17 protein-coding genes and 5 pseudogenes are annotated in these 13,716 nt (G+C 37.6%); 10 read left to right on the top strand and 12 right to left on the bottom strand.

Annotation, left to right across the window (positions count from 1 at the left end; genetic code table 11):
• Positions 1–55: 55 nt before the first annotated feature.
• Positions 56–355, bottom strand: a complete 300-nt coding sequence (cgeC, locus tag NQS30_RS19680; RefSeq protein ID WP_007407929.1) for a spore maturation protein CgeC — start codon at positions 353–355, stop codon at positions 56–58.
• Between the two features lie 210 nt (positions 356–565).
• Between cgeC and NQS30_RS19675 the strand changes: the two genes are divergently transcribed.
• Positions 566–997 (top strand): hypothetical protein, encoded by a 432-nt coding sequence (locus tag NQS30_RS19675; protein ID WP_012117783.1) that lies wholly within the window; start codon positions 566–568, stop codon positions 995–997.
• Between the two features lie 6 nt (positions 998–1,003).
• On the top strand, positions 1,004–1,960 hold the full coding sequence (locus NQS30_RS19670) for a CgeB family protein (protein ID WP_025284880.1): 957 nt from the start codon (positions 1,004–1,006) through the stop codon (positions 1,958–1,960).
• A 49-nt stretch (positions 1,961–2,009) separates the two neighbouring features.
• Here NQS30_RS19670 and phyC read toward each other — a convergent pair whose 3' ends face one another.
• Positions 2,010–3,161 (bottom strand): 3-phytase, encoded by a 1,152-nt coding sequence (gene phyC / locus NQS30_RS19665; RefSeq protein WP_015240041.1) that lies wholly within the window; start codon positions 3,159–3,161, stop codon positions 2,010–2,012.
• 315 nt (positions 3,162–3,476) lie between these two features.
• On the opposite strand from phyC, the gene NQS30_RS19660 reads away from it, so the two are divergent.
• Positions 3,477–3,902: an SDR family NAD(P)-dependent oxidoreductase gene (locus NQS30_RS19660; protein ID WP_003153663.1), complete on the top strand. Its 426-nt coding sequence runs from the start codon at positions 3,477–3,479 to the stop codon at positions 3,900–3,902.
• A 33-nt stretch (positions 3,903–3,935) separates the two neighbouring features.
• Here the strand turns inward: NQS30_RS19660 and sprB are convergent, their stop codons facing one another.
• Complete coding sequence (gene sprB / locus NQS30_RS19655; protein ID WP_003153662.1) at positions 3,936–4,112, bottom strand: recombination directionality factor SprB; 177 nt, start codon at positions 4,110–4,112, stop codon at positions 3,936–3,938.
• A 367-nt stretch (positions 4,113–4,479) separates the two neighbouring features.
• Positions 4,480–4,824 carry a DUF3221 domain-containing protein gene (locus NQS30_RS19645; RefSeq protein WP_232603470.1) on the bottom strand — a complete coding sequence of 115 codons (345 nt, stop codon included), beginning with the start codon at positions 4,822–4,824 and terminating at the stop codon, positions 4,480–4,482.
• 633 nt (positions 4,825–5,457) lie between these two features.
• Here NQS30_RS19645 and NQS30_RS19640 point away from each other — a divergent pair.
• From NQS30_RS19640 to NQS30_RS19625, 4 genes and pseudogenes are all read left to right on the top strand, one after another.
• Complete coding sequence (locus tag NQS30_RS19640) at positions 5,458–5,886, top strand: hypothetical protein (RefSeq protein WP_043021830.1); 429 nt, start codon at positions 5,458–5,460, stop codon at positions 5,884–5,886.
• A gap of 74 nt (positions 5,887–5,960) precedes the next feature.
• Entirely contained in the window at positions 5,961–6,482 is a 522-nt protein-coding gene (locus NQS30_RS19635) for a hypothetical protein (protein ID WP_043021831.1), read from the top strand.
• A gap of 167 nt (positions 6,483–6,649) precedes the next feature.
• A pseudogene (locus NQS30_RS21465) lies at positions 6,650–6,930 on the top strand (hypothetical protein); the annotation flags it as partial.
• 197 nt (positions 6,931–7,127) lie between these two features.
• The gene (locus NQS30_RS19625; RefSeq protein WP_218791232.1) at positions 7,128–7,592 is read left to right on the top strand and encodes a hypothetical protein; all 465 of its coding nucleotides are present in this window, start codon (positions 7,128–7,130) and stop codon (positions 7,590–7,592) included.
• Between the two features lie 190 nt (positions 7,593–7,782).
• Here the strand turns inward: NQS30_RS19625 and NQS30_RS19620 are convergent, their stop codons facing one another.
• Entirely contained in the window at positions 7,783–8,061 is a 279-nt protein-coding gene (locus tag NQS30_RS19620; protein WP_060562826.1) for a hypothetical protein, read from the bottom strand.
• A 580-nt stretch (positions 8,062–8,641) separates the two neighbouring features.
• Here NQS30_RS19620 and NQS30_RS19615 point away from each other — a divergent pair.
• Complete coding sequence (locus tag NQS30_RS19615; protein ID WP_015240044.1) at positions 8,642–9,016, top strand: YoqO family protein; 375 nt, start codon at positions 8,642–8,644, stop codon at positions 9,014–9,016.
• Positions 9,017–9,032: 16 nt separating this feature from the next.
• On the opposite strand, the pseudogene NQS30_RS21460 reads toward NQS30_RS19615, so the two are convergent.
• Together NQS30_RS21460 and NQS30_RS19610 are read right to left on the bottom strand one after the other, a co-directional pair.
• Positions 9,033–9,111, bottom strand: a pseudogene (locus NQS30_RS21460) (hypothetical protein); the annotation flags it as partial.
• Positions 9,112–9,249: 138 nt separating this feature from the next.
• Positions 9,250–9,705: pseudogene (locus tag NQS30_RS19610) on the bottom strand (YoqH family protein).
• Between the two features lie 357 nt (positions 9,706–10,062).
• Here NQS30_RS19610 and NQS30_RS19605 point away from each other — a divergent pair.
• Both NQS30_RS19605 and NQS30_RS19600 read left to right on the top strand, forming a co-directional pair.
• Positions 10,063–11,200: pseudogene (locus tag NQS30_RS19605) on the top strand (response regulator aspartate phosphatase).
• Complete coding sequence (locus NQS30_RS19600; protein ID WP_015240046.1) at positions 11,190–11,372, top strand: hypothetical protein; 183 nt, start codon at positions 11,190–11,192, stop codon at positions 11,370–11,372. The pseudogene NQS30_RS19605 and the gene NQS30_RS19600 overlap by 11 nt, the downstream one beginning before the upstream one ends.
• 392 nt (positions 11,373–11,764) lie before the next feature.
• On the opposite strand, the gene NQS30_RS19595 is transcribed toward NQS30_RS19600, so the two are convergent.
• The 5 genes and pseudogenes from NQS30_RS19595 to NQS30_RS19575 form a co-directional block, all read right to left on the bottom strand.
• Positions 11,765–11,986 (bottom strand): aldehyde dehydrogenase family protein, encoded by a 222-nt coding sequence (locus NQS30_RS19595; RefSeq protein WP_157667380.1) that lies wholly within the window; start codon positions 11,984–11,986, stop codon positions 11,765–11,767.
• The gene (locus NQS30_RS19590) at positions 11,904–12,113 is read right to left on the bottom strand and encodes an aldehyde dehydrogenase family protein (RefSeq protein WP_124693176.1); all 210 of its coding nucleotides are present in this window, start codon (positions 12,111–12,113) and stop codon (positions 11,904–11,906) included. The genes NQS30_RS19595 and NQS30_RS19590 overlap by 83 nt, the downstream gene beginning before the upstream one ends.
• Before the next feature lie 110 nt (positions 12,114–12,223).
• Entirely contained in the window at positions 12,224–12,649 is a 426-nt protein-coding gene (locus NQS30_RS19585) for a hypothetical protein (protein ID WP_015240048.1), read from the bottom strand.
• Positions 12,650–12,778: 129 nt separating this feature from the next.
• On the bottom strand, positions 12,779–13,237 hold the full coding sequence (locus tag NQS30_RS19580) for an SMI1/KNR4 family protein (RefSeq protein WP_015240049.1): 459 nt from the start codon (positions 13,235–13,237) through the stop codon (positions 12,779–12,781).
• A 2-nt stretch (positions 13,238–13,239) separates the two neighbouring features.
• Positions 13,240–13,716: pseudogene (locus tag NQS30_RS19575) on the bottom strand (HNH/ENDO VII family nuclease); the annotation flags it as partial.

The raw sequence follows: 13,716 nt of genomic DNA, 5'->3' as shown, positions 1-13,716 counted from the left end.
CCTTCTGTAAAACATAAAAAACGGCTCCGAAAGAGACAGAGCCTGATATCCGTTATTAAAAAGCACCCCAGCTGACGATGCTTGAAATCGCGACGTTTGATCTCGTATTATTGAGCGGGTTTTGAAAAACGGCCAAATCTGACAGCACTTCTTTGACAATTACGTTTTGCAGTGTGCTGCCGTTAATCAGATTGACGCGTGATACAGGAACCCCAAGCTCTTTTGCCATTACAAGCTGACGCCGCAAATCTGAATGATCTCCGGACGGCTGACGGGATAACAAAAGAAGAAGAAGCAGTACGAGCTGAAATTCCTCCTCAAAACCCCCGTGTTTTACAGTTTCTTCTGAATCCAAAGTATTCCTCTCCTTCATTTTTTAATCTATACAACGTATGTCATACTCTTACAAACCGCATAGGCAAACAAAGCCTGATTCGAAAATTCAGCTGTTTGATTAAATATTGAAAAAAACACAAGCAAAACGGCATTCGACTTATACCAATCTCTTCAATCAGGAATATGAATAAACGTGAGGTTGAAATTGTTAAAGGAGGTGTATGTCCGCATGAGCGAAGATCGTTTGGAGCTTAAAAAGAACTTATTGAAAACTCTTTTAGCCCCTGTATTTGACAACAGCGCTTTATCTGGCGGTACAGATGGAGGAGATAACGTGAAAAACAGCGTAAAAGAATTATTGGAAGCGGCAATTGATGCAAAAGTAGATGAAGCAGCGGTGAAAGACAGTCTCAGCGCACAATCTGTATTGGGAAGCGGTATTTCATTAGCGGCGAGATGGATTTTTGCAAGAATTCAGCCCGGCACTGTCATCAGCATTGTGATGGATTCAGGAGACATGATCGGCCCGGTTCAATTTGTTGCCTTTGACGAAATTCACGGAATCGTTTTTGTTACGCAGGAAAATTCCGTTACACCGGCAGGCTCTGCTACAACATTGCTTGACGTCGACAAAGTTGAAAGTGTCACGTTCACTTCGTAACAGCATATGAACGTTTTATATATCCGTTCAGGATATAAAGGCATATACACGTATTTTGACCGCTGGATCGAGGAAGGCTTTTTACAGTCTTCCGTCCGCTTTTTTTCTGTTTCTGAGTTTGAGGAAGATACCATCCGCAGTATACGGGCATTCAAACCAGACATCAGTCTGATGATGACGGGAGACCGTATTCCGTCTGAATGGCTTCAATGGCTGAAGACAGAACAGATTCCCGTTTATCTATGGATGACGGAAGATCCTTTTTATTTCGATGTGAGCATGACAATCGCCCCTTTCGCCGATGCCGTTTTAACGATAGAACAAAACGCGCTTGATGCTTACCGGCAAATGGGCTTACAGCACGTATATTATGTCCCGATCCCCGTTAATCAGCGGCTTTTTAAGAAACAACCTGCTGAAGCTTCTCTTCACACAAATCTGCTTCTGATCGGATACCCGTACCCGAACCGCGTTGAACTGGTGAAAGCAGCGGCGAAGCTTCCGTATACGCTTCGTATCATCGGGAAGGGATGGCGCAGACATCTGCCTAAAAAAATCGCCAGGCAGCAAAATGTGCTCGTAATGGATGAATGGATTGCACCCGAACGTGCCGCATTATATTACAACAGCGCAGACGTGGTCTTAAACCCTCACCGTTCTTATCGGTTTGCGCTCAATCAGAACGGACGCGGCATCGAAAATATCAGTTTAAATACGAGAAGCTTAGACATTGCGGCTTGTCAGGCCTTTCAGCTGACAGACCTTTCTCCCGCGCCCCCGTTTTCATCCTTTGTTTCTTACAGCGGGCTTGCGGATTTTGCGGATAAAATCCATTTTTATATGACAAACCCGGGTGAACGTAAACAAATCGCGGCGCTTAATTATCAAGAGACAGTACCGGCGTACACGTATGACCAGCTTCCGGCTGTGCTTGCGGCTATCCGTTCCAAGACTTTCTCATGAAACGCTCTTCACATCAAAAAGCAGCTTGGATAAGCTGCTTTTTTCATGTTTATTTTCCGCTTCTGTCAGTCAGTTTTCTCGGGTCAACCTGTTTATTGACCTGCGGGTGAAGGCCGATTTTATCAGCGATTCTTTCCCAAGGCACCATTTTAAAATTTTGATTGGCCTTTTGGCCGTGATCTATATTTTCTCCGTCCTGTGCGACAAAAAGGCCGAACGGATATTCAGGTCCCAGCCCGAAACCCAGAACGTCAATTCCGTCTGTATCGCTTGTGCCGTCTGTCTCAGACCCGTCTGTTATCTGAAAGTCCGCAACATATTTGTTCTGTCCCTGTCTTTCATAAATCGCGTAGCTGCTGTTACCCTGGCTTGATGCAAGCAGATAACCTTTCCCGTCAGCAGCGTAGTAAATCGTCAGTCCTTCAATATCAGGGGTTAAATGCCTGCCGTCGGCACGATCGATAACCGTTCCGTTACTGCCGCTGTCCGGCTCAGCGCTGAACTTCCAGATGGCCTCATCTTCTTCTGCGATATAAAGACTGCCGTATTCATCGTCTGCTGCCATCCCTTCTGTCTGAGAATTCATTTTAAACGCCCTTACCTTTTTGCCGGATATGTATCCATTTTTATCAGCATTTAATTCGTATTGTTCAAATTCGCCTTCTTTCCCTGTCACCATCGCGTAATATTTTCCTGTTTTTTGACTGTGGTACAAGCTGAAACCGTATACTTCATCAATTGCTGACGCAATCGGGCGGTCTGGGTTCGTAATGCTTTGTAATGTGCCGTTTTTCCCGTCAATGGCGTAAATCTCAATGGTATTCTTTCCTTCAGACCGATTGGATGCCGCCGCAATATCGACTTTTTTTCCGTTCAACGGAAAATCATAGCGGATATCAACATTGTTCAGCTTCCCGGTAGGATAGGAATGAAGCATCTTTCCCTCTAGGCTGTACACGACTAAGCCTGATTTTTTATTGGTTGTGATCAATTTGCTGTTCTGAGGATTCTTGGGGTCCAGCCAAATCGCAGGATCATCAGCTGCATCACCTGCTGTATCAACCGGTTCCGTTTCCGCCGCCGCATTCACGGTAAAATGATAAGGATCAGACAGCTTATGCTTGGCCTGGGAAGAAACCGCACCGCATGTGAGCATCAATCCGGCTGCCGCGGTTAACAAAAGTGTTTTTGAATGATTCATTTTCCTTCCTCCTTTTATGAAAGTGTACTTTAATTGTAAAATACATACAGGAAGTTCAGTGTTAAGTTTTTGTGAAGATTGTCCGCATGTGAGAATTTATGAAGAGAAAAAATTGACGTGAGCAAATATTTAAAATGAACATTTAGTACAATGTTTTATTTGTGATTTCTAGTCTATTAATCGGGTAAAGCGATATGAAAGCGCATCAGATTAATGTTTTTCTCTAATTTTTGATTTATTGGTTTCTTTCATTAACTCGCTGAAATTGTTCAACATATGATGCATGGTAGAGAAACGAGAGTTGGAGGATAAGCCATGCCTAAACAGCAAGCAGTAGAGCTACAACCGTTTTTTCACGATAAAACTGTTCTCGTCACAGGCGGGACAGGATCAATCGGAAGCCAAATAGTAAAACGCCTTTTGCTCTTAACCCCTAAAGAAGTCATTGTGTTCAGCAAAGATGACAGCAAACAATATGTGATGAAACAAAAATACGCGGATGAACAAAGACTGTCGTTTGTGCTCGGCGATGTTCGTGACTACAGAAGAGTCAACCAAGTGATGAAAGGTGTTGATATTGTCTTTCACACAGCTGCGCTGAAGCAGGTTCCGACATGTGAGGATAATCCCTTTGAAGCCATTCAAACCAACCTTATCGGCGGACAAAATGTCGCAGAAGCCGCTTTGCTGCAAGAGGTGACACATGTGATTAATATCAGTACCGATAAAGCCGTTTATTAAGATACTTACTACTAACCAATTAAAAAAAGAAGCTTACTCTGCACTCCTTTCCAAAGCAGCCTCCAATAAATGCTGAGCAAATTGTTTATAAAATTCATCTAAGTCATTACTGGCTTCATCCTGTTCTATATAGCGGATACTGTAATTATCTTTATGGACAACCTTTATTGTTTTCTTCTTCAATTCCTCATAACGTTGGTAAGGTTCCAAAACTACACCCCCGCTTTCACAGGAGTATTATATGTATGTAATGGTTCGTCTCTTGACTGTTCTTTCTTTATCAAAACCTCGCAAGCTTGTTCAAATGTATGGTTAACTTTTTTCTTTATCCAGCGTTCAGTACCGATCTCTTCGCATATGAATACGGGAATGCTGGTTTTATTCAAGGTGCCCAGTAATTCAAAAATGTGTTCTTGGCATGTGCCTTCTCTGCACCTGAGTCAACAATCGTCAAATGAATCTTGGGGCAGGAATAAGCCACCGCGAATGAAGAATGAGATGAGGTTTGAAGACATTATTTCTGTTTAAAATGCCGCTTCAGTTTTGCAGCGGTATTCCTAGGAATTAAAGAGATGTACTAAATACTTTCAAACTTTGAGATGTTTGTTTTTGGCGGTGAAGATTCATTTAATTTTTTATACCAAATACGAATTTTTTGTCCTTTGCTCAAGTCATCTTTATTGTTAAGTTGACTAAGCCCCAGTAAAACTATATCCGATCTATACTTTTCAATAATCTCTTTTTCACTAAGATTTTCATAGTCTTTAACATCAGCTTTTTCATTAGGTATGAGAATTGCTTGATTCTCTCTTTTTAAAATGACATAGCCGACCATAGTTTGCTCAGCCTCCATAAAATGTTTGCTATGTTGGTTTTGACACCCTAATGTTATACATAACAAAACTAACAGCATTATAAACACTCTATACAAGTTCAAACCGCCCTTCTTGCATATTTGTAACAAGAATAAAACACTGTTTTAGGAAATGACAGACTAAAACGCCTCATGTTTATGAATTTAAACAAATTCCCCCCTAGACAAATGGAACACGGCGAGGTCTTCACCATTATAGAACTGCACAATTGCATCATGAAATATTCAATTGACTGATCAACCACATCACCTTCTTTAAGCGATCTAATGTTTATATTATAAGGTCCTATAAGTCTACACAGCCTTTCCGCATAATCATTTTGCTTATCTCTAATCAATTTAAATTAATTAAGGATGTGTACCGTTTTTCAGACATGTTCAGCTTGTCCTTGAAATGCCGGATTGCTTTATCTTGTTCTTTACTTAAAATGTTGGCCATATATTCATCTCTTTAATTGAATCTTCTCCACAGCATGAAATGGGCATCCCCAATGAGACTTTAGGTTCTTTTAAAAAAAAGTTGTGTTTCGTATAATAACAAAATAGTGAACTGCATGTTTTTTGAATTTTTGTTTTCCTTCTTTTATAACTAATTTTTGGGAAATATATTGATTTTCATCCAGATATTTAATATAGTTACCAATATATTAAACTTATGGTTATTTAAGGAGGAGGAAAGAAATGAAGAAAAAACTTATTTCATTTATCATGTTTTTCACGTTAACTGTGCTGGCTGTATCAGTTGTTTCTCCTGGCTATGCAAGTGCAGCAGAAAGTAAAAAAGCACCTGTAGTTCAAAATAGCGTACAGGCTCCTTTAGCTTCAAATTCTGAAGTACATACACAAGGCATTCCTTTCGCTAAACAAATGTTAGTAAAAGCACTTAGGGTTGGCGGTCCCGCTTTAGGAAACCTTATTAAAAAGATCCCATATAAATGGGCTCAAAAAGCTGGTGATGCTTGTTCTAAGTGGGGACACAAAGCGGCGGACGTTATAGATGAACTTACAAATTTCGGAGAAACAGCTGTTACTGTGGCCTTAGTGAAAGCCGGAATTCCATTAGCTGATGCACAGTTAATTGCGAAGGTTGTTGTGTTCTTTTTGGCATAACTATACATTAAAAACAAGAGAGTGAGGCTTACAACCTTCACTCTTTTGTTTTAATTAGGTAAGGAGAGATCACCATGAATCTGCTTGTTATGACGTTATCAATTTATCTTTTATCTCTCATCGTCTTTTTTATTTTTATGTACAGAGGAGAAAAGAAAGAAGCTGCAGAAAAAAACACAAATGAAAAATTTTTATTATCTACAGTAATAGGAGCTTTGGTTTTATCACTCATTCCTACTGCAGTCATAATGGTGATAATCTTATTTGCAACAGGATCAGCAAATGTGCTTGTAAGCTTCTTTGAATTAGAAATAGAATTTAAACAGATTGTTATAACAAGTGTGTGTATGGTTGTTTATTCTTTTACTTTTGATAATATTTTTGTGGCTGTTGGAAGGCATCTCATTGGGGATAACTTCTTCAAGTTTTTATTTGCCTCATTGTTTAGGTTTTTATTCATTTATATAGTGGGTATCTTATGTTCAATTGGGAACAGCGACAATTTTAAATTATCATTAGGATTAACTTTATTTTTTCTTTTGTTAGAATGTATTTTCCCTAAAAAGTCTGATCGTGCCCAGAATTTAAAATCTTAAGGACGGGCATTTGGTGAGAACATAATGCATATAAAAAAGGAATAATGTTCAAAAAGATAAAGCAGGCTTAATGTCTGCTTTATTTAATTAAAATCCCTCTTCATACAGTGCTTTCTCTAAGAAATTCAGCTCCTAAAGCTCACACTGAACCTTCCAGCTTTATACTTCGTCACAACAATAAAGTAACAAGCAAGTTCCCAGAACTCTCGAATCTTGATATGCTCAATGGTACTGTTGTTTTTGCGGCCCAAGGTGGTGTTCCTAGCTTTGAGACTGTAATGGGACGCTAGCTTACTTTAATCTGCCAAAGAAAAGCATCTTGAAGGAATCGTATTAAAAAAGCCCCCATGAGATTAATAAACATTCTTATAGCTGGCTGAAAGTGATTATAGATTTAAGACTACATGGTAAACTCCGCATACATTCCTTTGAATCTTGGAGAGTATAATCTCTCCGTTACATAACTCCTTAATGCTTAGCCCCTTAAAATGAACTGAAAATTTAGTACATAATACAATAAGTTATCCTTGACCAAAATGCTCTTCATATTTTGTGACAGATTCATTCCAGTTTGAATAAACCTATTGACCTCCTAAAATTATGTGTTATTATTTACTTGAATTTACAAATAAAGGAGTGTTTAATTTGAAAAAGTTGTTTAGTTTTATTGTTTGCACCATGGTGGCCATTCTTTCTCTGAGCTTTGCCACTGCCGCATCTGCTGAGACCGACAATTCTAGGTTTTCAACTAAGCATACTAGCTCTGCCGAAGGTGAATTTAAAGCTTTTGGTCTTAACCCTCCTAATTCAAATAGCATTGTAAATCTTACGAAAAACAAATTGACATTCGCTGGACAAGCAACTGGCAATACATTATATTCAAACAGTTATTTTCAAGGAAAATCTTCGATAAGCTATTCAATTACAAACAATATTGGAACTAAACTAACTGTGAAAGTTTGGAATGATTCCGACTGGATTTTTGCTACTGAAACACTAACTGTAAATGCTAACGGTACAGCTACAGGAACAATAAAAAATCTAGATGCCAATGCGCTTTACTATCTATCTTTCTCTGCTCCGAGCGACTTTTCTGGCTATGTTCAATAAAACGTAATTTAAGCTCCATTCGTGGGGCTTTTTGTATTCATTAAAAACTATCGTAAGACAGAAATGGATTATTTGTAAAAATATGATATATTGATAATACAATCGAAGATTCAAGGCTCCTACACAAAAAACAAGCCAGTGATAAAATCCTACTTCTTTTATCTAGACTTGTTCAGCTCTCTCCAACATTTCAAAGAAATTGTGCCGCAATTAGTTTGGCATTGTAGTCTTCAACCTCTTTCTTTGTGCTGCCCAATTTATCAAAAGCTACTCGCCAATCACCATTATGAATTCTGATAAAAGATTTAATCCTCAAGCCATCAAAACAAACATCTAAAATTAGCCTGTTGCCTGAAGTGCCATCAATTTTGCTAAAGGCAGCTTCTTTATTGTCACCAGCATAATGCACCTCTTTAATTGATTCATTGGTAAAGTACTCAGTTTCCCTGGTTGCTACACAGGTTTTCATTTCTTCCTCTTACTCCGTTTAAAATCATGATTTCATCTTCACGTCCTAGTGATCTTAAGTCCTTTCTCTATATATACGCAGAGCTGTATTATGAGTTCGCACAGTATTTAGTGAATTGTATTTGATATCAATCACTTCAATATTAATTGACTCTGCTCTTATGAAACCATTTAATAGCCTATCAATTTCAACCCATTCACCATTGCAATATTCATCTTGGAATAGCGTTATTTTAATCATTGTCTAACCCTTCCTTTAATGAACTGCTTTCGTTTAACTTTCGGAAAACATTTTAATCTGCTAACATTAATAGCTCATCGATTTTATCATTGTATTCACCATATTCACCAGAGTCCCATTCAACACCTACAGAACCTCGATTTGTCGTCCACAATATAATTCCCATTTCCTCCTCCTCAAAGACCTTACTTGCTCCCCTTTTTGACAACCGAGCATATTTCAACCCCTTTCTTAAAATAATCACATTTTAAGTTAACTTTAAATTGCATTATGTTGAGAATATCACCTTTAATTGGTAAACTGACATCTAAGGTCATACTTATACAAAGCAGGTGATATATTGAATAAAATAATCGGAATGACCGGATTAATTATCTCCTTACTTGTGCAAGGGTTCTCAGCAAGTGATTCATTGACTCATAAGATCGCCATGGCTTGTCTATTTTTGTTCTTATTGGTTTATAATTTTAACCATACTAAGGAGTTCTCTAAAAAGTCTCTGGCGATTATAGGCGCTTCCTTTATTGTGCTAATGCTTGGAATTTATCAATTGCTCTTTTTTACTGGTGATTACTTTGAAAGTCGCGGTTTAAATTTTGGATTTATCCTCTTACTTGAAATTGTTTTAGTTATTGGATTAGTGACTGCTGCGCTGAGTTTAATTAAGCATATTGCAGACCGCTTAAGGAAAACACCTGATGGTAAAGAGCGTTGACTCTTTGCCTTTTTTTAGCTAACCATTTCTTTTTATGCCGTCTTTCTATGTACAAAATCAAACGCAATATCGACTTTTGCCGGCTCTCTTCTGTCAAATGATGAATTGACTCCAGACATTGCATCTTAATGGACTCTTTTTCATTTTTCACCAGAATTTCTCGATCAATTACCTTTTTGACACTTTACAAAAGATCCAGTCGCATTGCTCTCTTTGATAAGAACTCTACATTTCTAATAGCAAGATTGAATATTGTTTGTTAATACACTTGGCCCCAACTTTTGCGTCTTAGAATTTGAAAGGCGCACTTGCACTTTAACATTTGTCATTTCAGCTGATATGGAATCAACCCTTCCAGCCCAATTAGGGCTCTCACTTTTCCTCGGGAGTCAGATATAGTTTAAATCGCCAACTGATCTCCCCTGTTTTGGAGGCAAATCCTTCATAACCGTCGTAGCTTCCATAAGAAGATGGCTGAGGAAGGTGGACAGCAAGAATACTCATATTCGTTCTTGCAGCACTTGGCGGGTATAACTGCACTTATAGATTAGTGCCGCACCCTTCGCATTTTTCAGTTTTTGATTTACCGGTTCGAGTACTGCACTACAAGGCATTGGACTTGCTTTCATTTGAGTTGGAGAGGCAATAACAGCAGCCAATAACGGTATAACCAAGATAAATCGTTTCATCTACATTCCCTCACATTTTTTTGTTAATTCCCCTTACTCCCGCCTTGAATATTCATCACTTTTAAATGGTTAGCTTCATTAAAAGGTGAAAAAGGCAGTACTGGAGCTACTGGTGCTGCCGGTAAAGATGGAAAATCAGCATATGAATTAGCGTTCAACAAGGTTTCTCAGGAACATTAGATGAATGGCTTGCCTTACTAAAAGCAACAGCAAACTGATCCCGTACCCTTCTCTAACAAGGAGGATTCTATCGCATTCCATACCGAATTGAGAAATTAAGAAAAACCCCCCTTCCCAACATATTACATTATGATAAAATATTACATAATCAGACGAAATGCTAGGAGGGTGATTTTTTTGGAGCAATTGATCTCTTCTTCAAAAGTTGGCTTAAAAATCAATGAATGGTACAAATACATAAGGTTATTCAGTGTTGCAGATGCAGAAATCTTGAAGGAAGAAGTGAAGCAAGAAATAGAGCTTATGGAAGAAGATCAAGATTTATTGTTGTACTATTCGCTCATGTGTTTTCGACATCAATTAATGCTTGATTATCTTGAACCAAAAACCATGAATGAAGAACGACCTAAAATTTCAGACTTATCAGAAGAGATCGAAAGTAAACAAAGCGATCTAAAAGGAATTCTTGAATATTATTTTAACTTTTTTCATGGGATGTATGAATTTGAACAGTACGAATATCTTAAAGCAATAAGTTTTTACAACCGAGCTGAAAAGAAGATATCTATTGTCCCCGATGAAATAGAGCGAGCTGAATTTCACTATAAAGTTGCTGAAGTGTACTATCACATGAAGCAAACCCACATGTCTATGCATCATATCGTTCAAGCAATAGAAACCTACAAAGCACACGAAACGTACTCAATAAGAGTAATCCAATGTTCATTCGTCATCGGTCTGAATTATTTAGACATGGAGTATCCAGAAAAAGCAATACTGCATTTCATGAATGCATTAAAACAAGCACAAGAAATTGATATGCCACGGTTAATAGGTTCTTCTTTGTACAATCTCGGTTTATACTCATTTACAACAGGACATATGGAGAAGGCATTGGAGTATTTTAAAGAAGGCGTCTCAATTTATCAAACTAATTCTCTTCACAATTCTAGCCGACTGCTTGACATACTTTTTTATGCTGGCAAAAACGCACTTTAAGTTGTCCAACACAGTTGATGGAAAACAAGTTTGTGAACAAGGTCTTATGCTGTCAAAGGATTTGAACGATGACGTATTAGAGAAAATGTTTGATTTTCTTATGGCTCTATTCATTGAGAATGACAAAGACCGACTTTTTAAGGCTTTAAATTACTTAGAGTCAAAAGCAATGCTTTCAGACGTTGAAGACCTAGCGACTGATGCAGCAATGTATTATAATGTAAATGAAGACCATAAAGTAGCTATCGCCTTTTATGAGAAAGTGCTTTATGCCCGAAAACAAATTCAGAGAGGGGATTGTCTTTATGAAATTTAAACTTACATCTGCTTTTATTTTTTTAGTTATTTTACTTGGGTTTGCCGGACATTATCTTCTTGACGGCCACAAAGTTTTTAAAGAAGCCCGAAGAGGCCACACAGCCAGTATCCACATCGCGCTTGATCACCATAATGACTTCTCAGCGGAACGCCGAGGGCAAACCGCATAAATGTTTTGGCACTCCCATATAAGGGGGTGTTTTTTTATGCTCTGTGTTCACCTGTTAAACCTGCTCTATGCAATGTTGTGCTCCAGGTGTATAAAAGATCGCTTTTGATCTGTATTTATTTCTGCTCAAAAAGAGGAATAAACAAATGTTTACTCCTCTAACTCAAGAAATAACAGGGCCTTCCTCATTTCAAATACAATTAAGAGACTAATTCGGAACTCTAAAGGTTTACCCTTTGTTTGAAATATTAAAGCATACTGCTTTGTTCAGTCATCTCCTGATAGAATATTTTATTCCTTCCCATCCTAAGCCCGATCCCTCCCCCCACCAAAAGGCATAGCGTCTATTCGATAATCAGAACCATGGTTTACCATGACTCAACCAACATCCAATTAATTTATAGCTTTAAAAGCCGCATTTATATTCTGAGTAAAGATTCCAGCTTGTAAACCATAGGATACATCATTAGATTTTGAAATAGCGTTTTCAAGATCTTCAATTTTATATAGCGAAACAACAGGGCCAAAAACTTCACTTAGTAGCAAGCCTACAGTCGTGAGGTATGCACTCAAAACCTGTTGGATAATAAAATGATCCCTCTCTTTTTCCACCACAAAGCAAGTCTGCCCCTTTTTCAAAATCCTCATTTACCCAAGACTCAACTCTATTTGCTTCTTCAACAGAAATCGTAGGCCTAATAGATGAACAGGATTTTAGAACAACAGATGTTGGTTGTTGTATAACTAATGCACCCGATAGTTTAAGTAACCCTTCACAATCTTTTTAGACCTAACTCTGATTTAATGTGTGGAGTGGTTTGAAAAAGACGCTCGCCCTTTTCCATAATAGAACTAATGGCCTCTAAATTCATGAAGGAGATCACTTAACTCTTCGTTCTTTTTAATAAAATGATAAAGGTAATCCTCTGTAATAATAAACTGTTTTCCATGCTTATGTTTAGTTGCTAAAGTCTGTTTACCATCACCATCGGTTATTCGAAAGCTATGAATAATTCTATTTCTCATTTCAATGATTTCAGAAAAACACGAAGTAATTTTTGCACCTGAAAACTTAGTTATAGTTTCCTTTATTGGTTGACTAAGTTGACCAGAAGTATAGTCAATTAATTCTTGCCAATTAAACCTGTTTTCCTCATCATTTTTAAGTATATTTTCAATGATAAATGCATTGTTAGAGTTGAAAACACAGATTGCGCTTCCTAACAACTCCCTATACTTTCTTGACGGTAAAGATTGCTTACTATATTCTTCATACATTTTCACTATTCTCCTCGCTGTTCAAGGTAAACTTTATTCCTTTTATTCATTCATAAATTATTTATTAATCTCGTGGCATGGCGCTAAATCATCGAATGTTCTCATCAGCGTTTCAGAGGATTTACCAAGTTAATCGTCCCAATCTTCGTCATCTTCCCAATTTTCTTTTGCTTCTTCAAGCTCTTCCAAGAAAAATTGCAGAAAGTTATCTGCAACCTTGTCACCATAACCGGCTTCATTTGCCCAAACTATTACTGGACATTCGTCGTTTTCCATTTTGTTTGTATCAAGGCAATAAGAGAATTCATCTACATCTTCTATAACGATAATACCGTCACTTAAATTATAATAAGTTCTATATTCCTCAGTAACTGTAACAACCCTTGCAGAAACTTTCCCATGGCCTAGTATATTTACCCCGTAAATTCCACCGGAGCCATATTTATTTAAAAACCACTTATAACTCTCGGGAAGTTTTACATTTAAACGATTTTGTATCTCTTTGATTTTTTCTTCACTTATTCCGCCTGTAAAATCATCATCTTCAGCGTTTTCTTTAATAAATTCTTCAATTTCATGATAAGTCATTGTTACATTTCTCCTTTCTCAAATTGGCTCGCTCTCCATTTCCAATATCTTCGTTGGAAGCTTTTATACTGATTCCGCAACTCCCTGTCATTTCTAAAACTTTCCCCACCTTTTTTCAATCCATGGAGAACTTTTTTATTATTTTGATGAACAGAAGCTGGAATTTCCACCATCGTTCCTGGCTCTTCTTGAATTAAATGATGTAAGTTGATTTTTGTGCCATCATTAGCAAAAGGAGCGTCACCTTTTTTCATAAGTTGTAAATTTGTTTTTCCGCTTTCAGCATCAACTTTGTTTATATCAATATCTTTCAACATGTATACTCTTCGACTTACATCTTTAGTTTTACCCTAAGCTTTTACCTTCCCTTTAACTTCAAAGGCGCCATACTTCTCTTTATTTAGCCAAGGGAGAGTTAATTCCTTACTTGTAAACGGCTTTCTACTCTCATCTAATTTCTTCGCATTAGTTAATAGTTG

It is taken from the genome of Bacillus sp. B1(2022) (assembly GCF_040259625.1).
GTDB classification, from domain to species: domain Bacteria; phylum Bacillota; class Bacilli; order Bacillales; family Bacillaceae; genus Bacillus; species Bacillus velezensis.
Note: the sequence above shows the minus strand (reverse complement) of the source record. Positions and strands in the feature narration are given on the sequence as shown.